At 73.2% G+C, this 13693-nt stretch carries 10 protein-coding genes and 2 pseudogenes; 3 read left to right on the top strand and 9 right to left on the bottom strand.

Translation table 11 applies throughout. From position 1 onward, the window contains the following. The 6 genes and pseudogenes from HDR73_RS06445 to HDR73_RS06420 all read right to left on the bottom strand — a co-directional run. A pseudogene (locus HDR73_RS06445) lies at positions 1 to 432 on the bottom strand (serine/threonine protein kinase); the annotation flags it as partial. Positions 433 to 437: 5 nt separating this feature from the next. Continuing rightward, a pseudogene (locus tag HDR73_RS06440) lies at positions 438 to 911 on the bottom strand (serine/threonine-protein kinase); the annotation flags it as partial. Between the two features lie 262 nt (positions 912 to 1173). Further along, complete coding sequence (locus HDR73_RS06435; protein WP_012299505.1) at positions 1174 to 2499, bottom strand: citrate synthase; 1326 nt, start codon at positions 2497 to 2499, stop codon at positions 1174 to 1176. Positions 2500 to 2661: 162 nt separating this feature from the next. Continuing rightward, positions 2662 to 3786 carry a succinyldiaminopimelate transaminase gene (gene dapC / locus HDR73_RS06430; RefSeq protein WP_012299506.1) on the bottom strand — a complete coding sequence of 375 codons (1125 nt, stop codon included), beginning with the start codon at positions 3784 to 3786 and terminating at the stop codon, positions 2662 to 2664. 5 nt (positions 3787 to 3791) lie between these two features. Then, entirely contained in the window at positions 3792 to 4112 is a 321-nt protein-coding gene (fdxA, locus tag HDR73_RS06425) for a ferredoxin (RefSeq protein WP_012299507.1), read from the bottom strand. Positions 4113 to 4152: 40 nt separating this feature from the next. Beyond that, complete coding sequence (locus HDR73_RS06420; protein ID WP_012299508.1) at positions 4153 to 5511, bottom strand: PIG-L family deacetylase; 1359 nt, start codon at positions 5509 to 5511, stop codon at positions 4153 to 4155. A 179-nt stretch (positions 5512 to 5690) separates the two neighbouring features. On the opposite strand from HDR73_RS06420, the gene efeU reads away from it, so the two are divergent. The 3 genes from efeU to efeB all read left to right on the top strand — a co-directional run bounded on the left by efeU (position 5691) and on the right by efeB (position 9230). Beyond that, positions 5691 to 6590, top strand: coding sequence for an iron uptake transporter permease EfeU (gene efeU, locus HDR73_RS06415; RefSeq protein WP_012299509.1), 900 nt, complete (start codon positions 5691 to 5693; stop codon positions 6588 to 6590). 70 nt (positions 6591 to 6660) lie between these two features. Next, a complete protein-coding gene (gene efeO / locus HDR73_RS06410) occupies positions 6661 to 7878 on the top strand; it encodes an iron uptake system protein EfeO (protein ID WP_012299510.1) in 1218 nt (405 codons plus the stop codon). Then, on the top strand, positions 7878 to 9230 hold the full coding sequence (gene efeB, locus HDR73_RS06405; protein WP_012299511.1) for an iron uptake transporter deferrochelatase/peroxidase subunit: 1353 nt from the start codon (positions 7878 to 7880) through the stop codon (positions 9228 to 9230). Before efeO ends, efeB begins: the two co-directional genes overlap by 1 nt. A gap of 29 nt (positions 9231 to 9259) precedes the next feature. Here the strand turns inward: efeB and HDR73_RS06400 are convergent, their stop codons facing one another. The 3 genes from HDR73_RS06400 to HDR73_RS06390 all read right to left on the bottom strand — a co-directional run bounded on the left by HDR73_RS06400 (position 9260) and on the right by HDR73_RS06390 (position 13651). Further along, entirely contained in the window at positions 9260 to 9769 is a 510-nt protein-coding gene (locus HDR73_RS06400; protein WP_041464636.1) for a hypothetical protein, read from the bottom strand. 6 nt (positions 9770 to 9775) lie between these two features. Next, complete coding sequence (gene typA, locus HDR73_RS06395; protein ID WP_012299513.1) at positions 9776 to 11683, bottom strand: translational GTPase TypA; 1908 nt, start codon at positions 11681 to 11683, stop codon at positions 9776 to 9778. Positions 11684 to 11797: 114 nt separating this feature from the next. Then, entirely contained in the window at positions 11798 to 13651 is a 1854-nt protein-coding gene (locus HDR73_RS06390) for an ABC transporter family substrate-binding protein (protein WP_012299514.1), read from the bottom strand. Positions 13652 to 13693 lie beyond the last annotated feature (42 nt).

Raw genomic sequence — 13693 nt, 5'->3', positions numbered from 1 at the left:
GCGCGCGGACGCGGGTGCCGCCTTCCGCCTCGCCCGCCGGACGCCGCCCGCGCCGCCCGACCCGGTCGTCCCCGGATCCACCTGCACGATGCCGCGCACGCGCGTCGGGTCGTCGTCCTCGTCGACGCCGGCCGCCACGGCCGACGCCCACTCCTCGCTCGCGACCTCGAGCGGCGTCTGCGCGAGCCGCAGCTCCGCCTCCACCGCCTGCAGCTCGCGGACGAACGCGAGCGCCGACTCCGGCCGCGCCGACGGCTGCCGGGACATCGCGCGGCGCAGCACCAGCTCGAGCCGCTCGGGCACGTCGTCGCGCCCGGTCGGCAGGGGCCTGGCCCTCTGGATCCTCGCGACGAGGTCGGCGGGCGCGTTCTGCCCGCCCGGCACCTCGAACGGGCTGCGGCCAGCGAGTACACGGTCGCCGCGAGCGACCACACCTCGCTCCGCACGGTGCCGGGGCTCTCGTCGGCGAGCACCTCGGGCGCCGACCACGGGATCGAGAGGCCCACCGCGTCGGTCGCGGCCGCGTCCTCGAGCGTCGAGGCGATGCCGAAGTCGCTGAGCACGGGATGCCCGAACGCGGTCGTGAGGATGTTCGCCGGCTTGATGTCACGGTGCAGCACGCCCGCGCGGTGGGCGGTCTCCACGGCGCTCGCGATGCGGATCCCCACGCGCAGCACCTCCGCGACGCCCAGCGGCTCGCGCCGGTACCGGTCGCTGAGGCTCGACGAGCACAGCTCCATCACGAGGTACGGGCGGCCGTCGGCGGCGACGGATGCCTGGTGCACGGTGAGCACGGACGGGTGGGCGCTGAGCTGCGCCATGAGGTCGGCCTCGGCGCGGAACATGGCGCGGAGGCGCTCGGTCACGATCTCCGCGAGCATCACCTTCACGGCGACCTGGCGGCGCGGCATGTCCTGCTCGTAGAGGAACACGTCGGCGAAGCCCCCGGAACCGAGGACCGTCACGTACGTGAACCCCGGCAGCACCGGCGGGGAGGACGGCAGGCGTCTGGCCATGGCCCCCTCTTCGGGTCGGGACCGACGGCAGGGGCTGTTGCGGGCGGCGGATGGATCTCTCGCTGTGAGACGAGTCTAGGTCGCCGATCCGCGCGGGTACACGGGTCTGCGGCCTCAGGACGCCCCCTCTTCGGGAGCGCCCGTCATCCTCGTCCCGCTAGTCGCGCGGCGGGAGGTCGCGCGCGGGCTGGCCGATGTAGAGCTGCTGCGGACGGCCGATCTTCGTCGACCGGTCCTCGTTCATCTCGCGCCAGTGCGCGATCCAGCCCGGCAGGCGCCCGATGGTGAACAGGGCGGTGAACATGCGCGTGGGGAAGCCCATCGCCTTGTAGATCACGCCCGTGTAGAAGTCCACGTTGGGGTAGAGCTTCCGCTCGATGAAGTAGTCGTCGGCGAGCGCGACCGCCTCGAGCTCCTTGGCGATGTCGAGCAGCGGGTCCTGGATCCCGAGGGCCTCGAGCACCTCGTCGGCGCTCTCCTTCACGAGGCGGGCGCGCGGGTCGAAGTTCTTGTAGACGCGGTGCCCGAAGCCCATGAGGCGGACGCCGTCCTCCTTGTTCTTCACGCGCTCGACGTAGCGGTCGACGCCCTCGCCGGAGTCGCGGATGCGGCCGAGCATCGCGAGCACGGCCTCGTTCGCGCCGCCGTGCAGCGGGCCGAAGAGCGCGCCGATGCCGGCCGAGACGGAGGAGAACATGTTCGCCTCGGTGGATCCGACGAGCCGCACGGTCGACGTCGACGCGTTCTGCTCGTGGTCCTCGTGCAGGATCAGCAGGCGCTCGAGCGCGCGGCTGACCACCGGGTCCACCTCGTACCGTTCCGCGTTGTTGCCGAAGTTCAGGCGCAGGAAGTTGTCGACGAAGCCCAGCGAGTTGTCCGGGTAGAGGAACGCCTGGCCGAGGCTCTTCTTGTGGGCGTACGCCGCGATGACCGGCAGCTTCGCCAGCAGGCGGAGGGTCGAGATCTCGACCTGCTCCGGGTCGTGGACGCTCAGCGAGTCCTCGTAGTAGGTGGAGAGCGCGGAGACCGCGCTCGAGAGCACCGACATGGGGTGCGCGTTGGTGGGCAGCGCGCGGAACAGGCCCTTGAAGTCCTCGTGCAGGAGCGTGTGGCGGCGGATGTCGTCCTCGAACCCGGCGAGCTCGTCGCTCGTGGGCAGCTCGCCGTGGATGAGGAGCCAGGCCACCTCGAGGTAGCTCGAGTGGCGCGCGAGCTGCTCGATGGGGTAGCCGCGGTAGCGGAGGATCCCCTGCTCGCCGTCGATGTACGTGATGGCCGAGCGGGTCGACGCGGTGTTGACGAAGCCGTTGTCGAGCGTCGTCAGCCCGGTCTTCTTCGTGAGCGCCGAGATGTCGATGCTGGACGCGCCCTCGACCGCGGGGAGGATGGGGAACTCCATCCGGCCGCCCGGGTACGTCAGGGTCGCCGTGGGCTTCTCGTCCGCCTTCGGCCGGTCGTCCGCCTGCTGCCCGCCATCGGTCACGGCGCCTCCTCGAGTCTGGGTGGATGGCCCGGAGGGGGATGCGCGCCGCGGGACGCTCGTGACGCCGTCGCGGCGTCGGGATCCGAGCCGACTACAGCCTAAAGGGCCGACCGGGACACTGTCGCCTCCGCCAGCATCCGTGCGCGTCCGTTGGAGGTCGTGCTACGCGGTCCGCCCGGTGGTCGCACCGGCGCGGAGCCGCGCCGCCGCCTGGGCGATCCGCTCGTCCGTGGCCGTGAGCGACAGGCGCACGTGCTCGGGCGACGCGTCCCCGTAGAACGGGCCGGGGCCCGCGAGGATCCCGAGGTCGGCGAGCTCGGCGATGCCCTCCCAGGCGCCCTGCCCGCGGGTCGCCCAGAGGTAGAGGCCGGCCTCGCTGCGGTCGATGCGCCAGCCGGCGTCCTCAAGCGCGGGACGCAGCACGTCGCGGCGCGCGCGGTAGAGCTCGCGCTGGACGCGCACGTGCGCGTCGTCGCCGAGCGCCACGGTCATGGCGTGCTGCAGCGGCGCGGGCGGGAGGAGCCCCGCGTGCTTGCGGACGCGGATGAGGCGGGCGATGAGCTCCCGGTCGCCCGCGACGAGCGCGGCCCGGTAGCCGGCGAGGTTCGACTGCTTGCTGAGCGAGTACAGCGCGAGGACGCCCGCGTGGTCGTCGCCGACGACGCGCGCGTCGAGGATCGAGGGCGTCGGCCCCAAGGCCCACTCCCCGTCCCAGCCGAGCTCGGCGTAGCACTCGTCGCTCGCGATGACGGCGCCGAGCTCGCGCGCGCGGGCGACCGCGGCGCGCAGCTCGTCGACGCCGAGGACCCGGCCGTCGGGGTTGCCGGGCGAGTTCAGCCAGACGAGGCGGGTGTGCGCGGGCCACTCGGCGGGATCGTCGGCGGGCACGCTCTCCGCGCCGGCGAGCGCCGCGCCGATCGCGTAGGTCGGGTAGGAGACGCGGGGGTGCACGACCGCGTCCCCCTCGCCGAGGCCGAGCATGAACGGCAGCCAGGCCACCATCTCCTTCGACCCGATGGTCGGCAGCACCTGGTCGGTGCCGAGCGTCGCGTTCCGCCGACGCGCGTGCCAGTCGACCATCGCCTGCCGGAGCTCCGGCGTGCCGACGGTGGTGGGGTACGCGTGCGCGTCCGTCGCCCAGGCGAGCGCGTCGCGGATGAGCGTGGGCGTCGGATCCACGGGCGACCCGATGCTGAGGTCGACGATGCCGTCGGGGTGGCGGCGCGCCCGCTCGGCGTACGGGGCCATCTGGTCCCAGGGGTAGTCGGGGAGCTCGCCGAGGGCCACGCGCGTCAGCCGTTCTGGATGGGGAGGGCAGCGATCACGGGGTGGTCGCCCGCGGTGACGCCGACCTTCGTCGCGCCGCCCGGGGATCCCATCTCGGCGAAGAACTCGACGTTGGCCGTGTAGTAGTCCGACCACTTCTCGGGCAGGTCGTCCTCGTAGTAGATCGCCTCGACGGGGCACACCGGCTCGCACGCACCGCAGTCCACGCACTCGTCGGGGTGGATGTACAGGCTCCGCTCGCCCTCGTAGATGCAGTCCACCGGGCACTCGTCGATGCAGGCGCGGTCCTTCACGTCGACACAGGGCAGAGCGATGACGTAGGTCACTTCGGGCGGGTCCTTCCGGGAGCGGTGCGGCGCGACGAGTCTACGCGGCGCGCGAACCGGTCCCGGCCGGGGCCGGGGCGCCGGATCCCGCGGCAGCGGCGGCATCCGGGCGGGCCGCGGAGCCGGGCGCGCGGTTCGAGAACCGCGGCCACACGACGACGGCCGCGACGAGGATCGCGGGCGCGATCGCCCAGACCTGGCTCAGCCCGTCGTCGGGGAACAGCACGGATCCGCTCGGCCCCTGCGTGCCGAGCACCGCGACGGCGGCGACGACGCCGAGCCCGAGGCAGAGCGCGTGCAGGCGGTCGACGAGGAGCAGGCGGAACGCGACCAGCAGGCACGCGAGCGTCGCGAGCGCGAGCACGAGGCCCACCGGCAGCGGGATCCCGCCCACGGGCAGCGTGGCGCGGTGCGCGGCCGTTCCGACCGCGCCCACCAGCAGGCCGAGCACGAGCGACGCGACCGCCGTGCCGATGCGCTGCGCGCCGCGCGGGGGCCGCGGTGCGCCGTCGTCCGGCGTCGCGCCGGCGGGCCGGTGGAGCCGGAACAGCTCGACGGGCGCGATGGGCGCGCCGATGCCGTGCGAGAGCGCGAACTGGTCGCCGTCGACGACGGTCTGGGTGCGGTACGCGGCGATCGCGCGGATCTTCGCGTCGAGCACCTCGGACGCGTCCACGGCGAGGTCGACCTGGTCGTCCGGCAGCACGAGCGTGCCGGCGGGATCGGCGTCGGGCGCGGGGAACCGACCGCGCGCGGCCACGAGCTCGTGCGCCTCGCGTGCCGACGACGCGGTCGTCGTGATGAGGTACGCGGGGATCCCCGCCTCCTCGGCCGCCCAGGTCGCGATGAGGTGCGTGCGCACGTGGTCCGGGTGTCCGTAGCCGCCGTGGTCGTCGTAGGTGATCACGCTCGTGGCGTCGACGTCCGCGATCACCGCGAGCACGTCGCGCGCCTCGTCGGCCTCGTCGCCCGCGCACAGCGAGTCGGGATCGAGCGGGCGCAGCGCCACGGGCACGCCGTCGTCGCCCCACTCCATGCCGGAGTCGACGTAGCGGCGCGCCTCGAGGCCGCGCCAGCGCGCGTCGGCGTCGCCGAGGAATCGGTGGTCGGTGACGCCGAGCGCGGCCATGGCGTCGGCCAGCTCGGTCTCGCGGTGGTCGGCGAGCGCGCGCAGGTCGCCCTCCAGGTAGCGGAGCTCCTCGGGGATGACGTCGCCGCGCTCCCCGCGCGTGCAGGTGAGCACGGTGACGGGCACGCCGTCGCGCACGAGCTTGGCGATGGTGCCGCCTGTGACGATGCTCTCGTCGTCGGGGTGGGCGTGCACGAGGAGGACGTGCTCACGCTCGGGACGGGCGGTGCGGGCGGCCCGATCGGGGCGTCGGGACGTGCCGGATGTCATCCGGCGATCCTAGCCGCGGGCCGCGAACCGCTCCCTGGGCGCTGCCCGGGGAGGATCGACTGGACGCGCCCCCCGCCCCCGCGCTACTGTGCACGAGGTAAGGCAAGCCTCACCTACATTTCCCCAGACTCAGCAATAGGGCGCATCCCGTCGCGCCCTCCGCCCGGAGAGGCGCACGCGTGTTCGCGAACTACCTGATCGGCCTGCGCGAGGGCCTCGAGGCCGCGCTGGTCGTCACCATCCTCATCGCCTACGTCGTCAAGATCGGCCGTCGCGACGTGCTCGGCCGGCTCTGGCTCGGCGTCGGGCTCGCGGTCCTGCTCGCGCTCTCCATCGGCGCGATCCTCACCTACGGCGCCTACGGCCTCACGTTCGAGGCGCAGGAGGCCATCGGCGGATCCCTCTCCATCGTCGCGACGGGCCTCGTCACCTGGATGGTGTTCTGGATGCTCCGCACCGCGAAGGACATGCGCTCCGAGCTGCAGGGCGCGGTCGACCGGGCCATCGCGGGTGCGGCGTGGGGCCTCGTCGCCGTCGCCTTCCTCGCCGTCGGCCGCGAGGGCATCGAGACGGCCCTGTTCCTCTGGTCGGCCGTGCAGGCCACCGGCGCCACCACGATGCCGCTCGTCGGCGCGGGCCTCGGGCTCGTCACCGCGGTCGCGCTCGGCTGGCTCGTCTACCGCGGGGTGCTCCGCATCGACCTCGCGCGCTTCTTCACCTGGACCGGCGCGCTCCTCATCGTCGTGGCCGGCGGCGTGCTCGCGTACGGGGTGCACGACCTGCAGGAGGCGGGGATCCTCCCGGGCCTCGGCGCGCTCGCGTTCGACGTCTCCGGCGCTGTCCCGCCCGGATCCTGGTACGGCACGCTCCTCAAGGGCACCGTCAACTTCTCCCCCGCCACCACCTGGCTCGAGGCCATCACGTGGGTGCTGTACGTCGTGCCCACGCTCACCGTCTACCTGACGCTCGCGCGACGGGGGCGGCGGGCGCGACCGGCCGACGCACCCCCGGCCGCCCGCGTCGACACCGCTCCCGCGGGCGACGCACCCCGCGTCGCCGACGCACCCGCCGCGCGCTGACGCCCGCATCCCTCCCGCTCTCCCGCTCCATCCACCGCCCGGCACCGCCGGCCCGCTCCCCCGAGGTCCCATGAAGCGCTCGACCCTCCCCGCCGCCGCCCTGCTCGCCGGCGCCGCCCTCGCCCTGTCCGGCTGCGTCGCGAACGCCCCGACCGGATCCGCCGACGCCGGCGCCGGTGCCGCCTCCGCGGACTCCGGCGTCACGCAGCTCACGGTCGACAGCTCCGCCGACGCGTGCACCGTGTCCGCCGCGACCGCCCCCAGCGGCACGGTCTCGTTCCACGTCACGAACTCCACCGACCAGGTCACCGAGTTCTACCTGCTCGCGGATGACGGCCTCCGCATCGTCGGCGAGGTCGAGAACGTGAGCCCCGGGATCGAGCGCGACCTCGTGCTCACCGCCCAGCCCGGCAGCTACTACACGGTCTGCAAGCCCGGCATGGTCGGTGACGGCGTGGGCCGCGCGCCCTTCACCGTCACGGGCGACCAGGTCGCGCTCGCGGGCGACGCCGAGCAGCAGGGCCAGGACGCGGCCGCTGCGTACCTCGCCTACGTCAAGGACCAGGTCGGCCGCCTGCTCCCGGCCACGCAGGAGTTCGCCGACGCGTACCTCGCGAGCGACGACGACAGAGCCCGCTCCCTCTACCCCACGGCCCGCGCGTACTACGAGCGCGTCGAGCCCGTCGCAGAGTCCTTCGGCGACCTCGACCCAGAGATCGACTTCCGCGAGGCCGACGTCGAGCCCGGCACCGAGTGGACCGGGTGGCACCGCATCGAGAAGGACCTCTGGCAGCCCTCGCCCGACGCGAACGGCGGCGACGTCTACACGCCGCTCGGCACCGCGGATCGCGCGCACTTCGCCCAGGAGCTGACCGCCGACACGCAGGAGCTCTACGACGCGGTGCACGCGGACGGCTTCTCGGTCGACATCTCCACGGTCTCCAACGGCGCGGTCGGGCTGATGGACGAGGTCGCCTCCGGCAAGATCACCGGCGAGGAGGAGATCTGGTCGCACACCGACCTTTGGGACTTCCAGGCCAACCTCGAGGGCGCGCGCGTCGCGTACGAGGGCGTCCGCGACATCGTCGCCCCGAAGGACCCGCAGCTCGTGGCCACGCTCGACGCGCAGTTCGCGTCGCTCGAGACGGAGCTCGCCGCCTACGGAACCCTCGACAAGGGCTTCACGACCTACGACAGGCTCACCACCGAGCAGGTCAAGGGCCTCGCGGACGGCGTCAACGCGCTGGCCGAGCCGCTGTCGAAGCTCACCGGCGCGCTTGTCGGCTGATGACGGACCACGAGACCACGGCGGCCGACGACGCTCCCGCGCCCGCTCCCGCGACCCCCGCTCCCCCGGCCGCCTCGGCACCCGCCGGCATCTCCCGCCGCGGGATCCTCGGCCTCCTCGGCGCGGGCGCGCTCGGCGGCGGCCTGGTCGGCTCGGCCGGCGGCGTCCTGGCCGACCGCGCCTTCGCGGGCGTGCGCCAGGCCGCGGGCGGCGCTACGTACGCGTTCCACGGCGCGCACCAGGCGGGCATCACGACCCCTGCCCAGGACCGCCTGCACTTCGCCGCGTTCGACGTCGCCGACATCGACCGCGCGGGGCTGATCTCGCTGCTCAAGGACTGGAGCGCCGCGGCCGCGCGCATGACGGCCGGCGGATCCGCGGGCACGCTCGGCGCGGTCGACGGCCCGTACGACTCCCCGCCCGACGACACGGGCGAGGCTCTGGACCTGCCGCCCGCCGGCCTCACCATCACGTTCGGCCTCGGCCCCTCGCTGTTCACGACCGCCGACGGCGTCGACCGCTTCGGCATCGCCGACCGCCGGCCCGCCGCGCTCGTCGACCTCCCGCGCTTCCCGGGCGAGGCCCTCATCCCGCAGGCCACGGGCGGCGACCTCTGCATCCAGGCGTGCAGCGATGACCCGCAGGTGGCCGTGCACGCGATCCGCAACCTGTCGCGCATCGCGTTCGGCCGCGCCTCCATCCGCTGGTCGCAGCTCGGCTTCGGCCGCACCTCCTCGACGAGCCGCGCGCAGGTCACCCCGCGGAACCTGTTCGGCTTCAAGGACGGCACCGCGAACGTGAAGTCGGAGGACACGCGCCAGGTCGACGACCACGTCTGGGCCGACGCGGGATCCTCCCCCGCCGAGGCGTGGATGCAGGGCGGCTCGTACCTGGTCGCCCGCCGCATCCGCATGACCATCGAGACGTGGGACCGCTCGTCGCTCCGCGAGCAGGAGCGCGTCGTCGGCCGCACGAAGGGATCCGGCGCGCCCCTCAGCGGCGGCACCGAGATGACCGCGCCCGACTTCCACGCCGTCGGGCGCGGGGGCGCACCGCTCATCGACCCCGCGTCGCATGTGCGCCTCGCGCACCCGGACGCCAACGACGGCGCGGTGCTCCTGCGCCGCGGCTACAACTTCGTCGACGGCAACGACGACCTCGGGCGACTGAACGCGGGCCTGTTCTTCCTGGCGTTCCAGCGGGATCCGCGCACGCAGTTCATCCCCATCCAGCGGAGCCTCGCCCGCGACGCGATGAACGAGTACCTGCGGCACGTGGGCAGCGGGATCTGGGCGGTGCCGCCGGGCGCGACGCGCGACGGGTACGTCGGGGAGACGCTTTTCGCGTCCTGAGCCCGGGCGGCGCCCGACCGGCCCGGATCTCAGCCCGCGGGCAGGACCACGTACGTGGCGACGGGCGAGCCCGGATCCGCCGACACCGTGACGATGACCGAGTACGCGTCGGTCGTGAACCGCCCGTATCCGCTCTGCGCGTCGCTCGCCACGTCGCTCGAGGCGTAGCCGGCGGCCTCGAGCCGCGCCTGCGCGTCGGCGAACCCGCCCGCGACGTCCGGCACGGCGACCTGCGCCACCCAGCCGGCGCCCTCGGGCGCAGCTCCCCCGCCGAGCAGCTTGCCCTCGGCGAAGGGCACGGCATCCGTCGGGAAGGAGGGCGGGACGTGGCCGTCCGTGGAGACCTGCACCTTGCCGAGCGTGTCGCCGATCACGTCCTCGACGCTGTGGCGCACCTGCTTCGCGCCCTCGTGGGCGGCGTCGCGGACGACCTCGCCCACCTGGCTGCACCCCGTGAGGAACAGGGCGGGGACGAGGACGAGCCCGGCCGCCAACTCCCTCCTGCGGAGGGACCTGCCGGACGGGCTCGTCGGGGTCATGCTGCGTTACGCGTTCTGCTTCTTCAGCCGCGAGGTCTTCCGCTGCCGCGCATTGGCGTCGAGCTCGACCTTCCGGATCCGGACGAACTCGGGCGTGACCTCCACGCACTCGTCCTCGCGGGCGAACTCGAGGCACTCCTCGAGCGTCAGCCTCCGCGACGGGGTCATGCGCTCGAAGGAGTCGGAGGTGGACTGACGCATGTTGGTCAGCTGCTTCTCCTTGGTGATGTTCACGTCCATGTCGTCGGCACGCGAGTTCTCACCCACGACCATGCCCTCGTAGACCTCCTGGGTCGGCTCCACGAAGAACGACATGCGCTCCTGCAGGGCCACCATGGCGAACGGGGTGGCCACGCCGGCGCGGTCGGCGACGATCGAGCCGTTGACGCGGGTCGTGATCTCGCCCGCCCACTGCTCGTAGCCGTGCGAGACGGCGTTGGCGATGCCGGCGCCGCGCGTGATGGTGAGGAACTCCGTGCGGAAGCCGATGAGGCCGCGCGACGGGACGACGAACTCCATGCGGACCCAGCCGGTGCCGTGGTTGCTCATGCCCTCCATGCGGCCCTTGCGGGCGGCAAGGAGCTGCGTGATCGCGCCGAGGTACTCCTCGGGCGAGTCGATGGTGAGGTGCTCGTAGGGCTCGTGCACCTTGCCGTCGACCTGCTTGACGACCACCTGCGGCTTGCCGACGGTGAGCTCGAAGCCCTCGCGGCGCATCTGCTCCACGAGGATCGCGAGCGCGAGCTCGCCGCGGCCCTGGATCTCCCACGCGTCCGGGCGGCCGATGTCGACGAGCTTGATGGACACGTTTCCGATGAGCTCGCGGTCGAGGCGGTCCTTGACCATGCGGGCGGTGAGCTTGTGGCCCTTGACCTTGCCGATGAGCGGGCTGGTGTTGGTGCCGATGGTCATCGAGATGGCCGGGTCGTCCACCGTGATGGTGGGCAGCGGGCGGACGTCCTCCGGGTCGGCGAGCGTCTCGCCGATGGTGATGTCCTCGATGCCGGCGACGGCGACGATGTCGCCGGGGCCCGCGGACTCGGTCGGGAAGCGGTCGAGCGCCTTGGTGATGAGGAGCTCGGTGATCTTCACGTTCTTGACGGATCCGTCGTGCTTGACCCAGGCGACCTGCTGGCCCTTCTTGAGCGTGCCGTTGAAGACGCGCAGGAGGGCGAGGCGGCCGAGGAACGGCGACGCGTCGAGGTTGGTGACGTGGGCCTGCAGCGGGTGCTGGTCGTCGTAGGTGGGCGCCGGGACGTGATCGAGGATCGCCTTGAAGAGCGGCTCGAGGTCGTCGTTGTCGGGCAGCGTGCCGTTCTCGGGCTTGTTCGAGCTCGCGGCGCCGTTGCGGCCGGACGCGTACACGACGGGCACGTCGAGGATCGCGTCGAGGTCGAGGTCCGGGTGCTCGTCCGACATGTCGGATGCGAGGCCGAGGAGGAGGTCCTGGCTCTCGGCCACGACCTCGTCGATGCGCGCGTCGGGGCGGTCGGTCTTGTTGACCAGGAGGATCACGGGCAGCTTCGCCTCGAGCGCCTTGCGGAGCACGAAGCGCGTCTGGGGCAGCGGGCCCTCGGACGCGTCGACGAGGAGCACGACGCCGTCGACCATGGACAGGCCGCGCTCGACCTCGCCGCCGAAGTCGGCGTGGCCCGGGGTGTCGATCACGTTGATGACGATGGGCGAGCCGTCCGCGTGCTTCCCGTTGTAGAGCACCGCGGTGTTCTTCGCGAGGATCGTGATGCCCTTCTCGCGCTCGAGGTCGTTCGAGTCCATCATGCGGTCCTCGCCCTCGAAGTGGGCGTCGAACGAGTTCGTCTGCTTGAGCATGGCGTCGACGAGCGTGGTCTTGCCGTGGTCGACGTGGGCCACGATGGCCACATTGCGGAGGTCGTTGCGCGCGACTAGCGCCATAGTGCTGTCCTTCAGTGGAGAGGGTGCCGGCCTTGTCATCAAGGGAGGAGGGCGAAGAGCCGCCGTCTGCTATTCCCAGCGACCACCAGCCTACCGTGCCGATGCAAGCCGGGCTCAGGGAGCGTCGGGAGAGAGGGTCCAGCGCCAGGCGTCGTCGAGGATCCCGGCCTGGTGCGGCGAGACCTGCACCCCGCCGACCCGGTCGCGCACGGCCGCGAGCGCGGGCAGCTGGTAGAGCGGGAGGCCGGCGCGGTCGCCGTACATGCGCCGGTCCAGGCGCAGGAGGAGCTCGTCGCGCGCGTCCGCGTCCTCCGTGCGGCTGAGCGAGGAGAAGAGGGACGCGACGTCGGGGTCGGCCGTCGCCTGTCCGTCGCGCGCGTCGGCCCTGGCCTCGTGCGCGGCGCGGATCCCGGCGACGGAGGGGTACGCGTCCTCCGACGAGACGAGCGCGGCGTCGTAGGCGCCCGGCTGGTCGAGGACGCTCTCCCACTGCGGGGTCGAGCAGTCGGTCACGACGAAGCCGGACTTCTCGGCGGAGTCGCGGATCGCGTCGAACGCGGCCACCTTGCGGGGGTCGGCGGGGTCGAAGAGCACGCACACCTCGGGGGCCGCCCGCCCGACCGACGCGAGCAGCTGCCGCGCCTCGTCGAGGTCGACGTCGCCGAAGCGGCTGGACCCGTTCGCGCGCACCTGGTCGGCATACCCGTCCGTGCCGGGCGCGAGCACGAAGGAGTCGCGCGTCGTCGCGTCGGGATCCACGGGCAGCGCGGCCTCGCGGACGATCGCGTCGCGCGGGATGGTGGAGAGGAAGGCCGTGCGGACCGCGGCGTCGGACATGGCGGGGTCGCGCGCGCCGAGCGTCTGCAGGTCGAGGCGCTCCCAGGAGGCGGAGGATCCGCGCACGACCTGCACGCCGTCGATCCCGGACAGCGCGTCGGCCACCTCCGCGTCGGCCGCTGGCGCGATGACGTCGACGTCCCCCGCCTGGAGGGCGGCGACGGCGGCGTCCGGATCCTCGATCGTGGACACGACGATGCGCTCGACCGACGGCCGGTGCAGCCCCGTGTAGAAGCGGTTGGCGCGCAGCGTGATGGAGGTCCCCGGGTCGATCGACTCGATGGCGTACGGGCCCGAGCCCACGGCGCGATCGGGGTGCGCCGCGATCTCGGCCACGCCGAAGCCCCGGTTCCACGCGTCGGAGATGGGCGACAGGAGCTCGGGGGCGCGATCCTGCACGGCGTCCACCAGCGTCTGCTTCGCACGGCCGGGGCTCGACATGTCGAGCGCGAGCTGCGCCACGCTGTGCGCGGGCAGGCCCACCTCGAACGCGAGGCGCCAGTCCGGCGTGTACTGGTCGAACACCATGGTGATCGACCGGCCGCCGTCCCCGATCTCGGGCGTGCGGGTGACGTGGGTGAGCGCCTCGTCGGCGGCCGCGTCGAAGAAGACGGTCTGCTCGGGGAGCGGACCCGTGTAGCCGCCCGTCGCATCGTCGACGTACCCGGCCGGGTCGTAGCCGGGGGTGTCGAGCGCGCCGGATCCGGCGGCCCACGCGAGCAGGAGGTCCGCCGCGTCGACGGGCTCGCCGTCGGACCAGCGGACGCCCTCCGCGACGGTGTACTCGACGGTGAAGGGGTCGCGCGAGACGACCCGCGCGGATCCGTAGCCCGGGTCGGTGGCGACCGTGCCGTCGGCGGCGACCTCGGAGAACCGCGAGTTCGTCGCGTGCACGATCTCCCGGTTGCCCTCGGTGCCGCCCGTGCGCGACGCCGCGTTGTACGAGGTGAAGGTGGTGGGGACGGCGGCGCGGATCTCCGTGTCGGCGACCATGCCGGTGGTCGGCGAGCAGGCGGCGAGGCCGGCGACGAGCGCAACGGCGACGGCGGCGGATGCGCCCCGGACGACCCGGCGGATCCCTCGCGGGCGCCGGGCTCCTATGGCCTCGGGGCCTCGCGTGTCGCTGTCCATCGCCGTCGATCCTACGCGAGCGGCACGACGAGGCCCGCCGCC

The organism is Clavibacter sp., from assembly GCF_014802555.1.
In the GTDB taxonomy this organism is placed as follows: Bacteria; Actinomycetota; Actinomycetes; order Actinomycetales; family Microbacteriaceae; genus Clavibacter; species Clavibacter sepedonicus.
This window is presented reverse-complemented; position numbering and strand designations above follow the sequence as displayed.

Bases quoted from the DNA above. Each gene is read 5' to 3' on its own strand.
- HDR73_RS06420 (WP_012299508.1), bottom strand. From the start codon at position 5,511: ATGACATCCGGCACGTCCCGACGCCCCGATCGGGCCGCCCGCACCGCC.
- efeO (WP_012299510.1), top strand. From the start codon at position 6,661: ATGAAGCGCTCGACCCTCCCCGCCGCCGCCCTGCTCGCCGGCGCCGCC.
- efeB (WP_012299511.1), top strand. From the start codon at position 7,878: ATGACGGACCACGAGACCACGGCGGCCGACGACGCTCCCGCGCCCGCT.
- HDR73_RS06400 (WP_041464636.1), bottom strand. From the start codon at position 9,769: ATGACCCCGACGAGCCCGTCCGGCAGGTCCCTCCGCAGGAGGGAGTTG.
- typA (WP_012299513.1), bottom strand. From the start codon at position 11,683: ATGGCGCTAGTCGCGCGCAACGACCTCCGCAATGTGGCCATCGTGGCC.
- HDR73_RS06390 (WP_012299514.1), bottom strand. From the start codon at position 13,651: ATGGACAGCGACACGCGAGGCCCCGAGGCCATAGGAGCCCGGCGCCCG.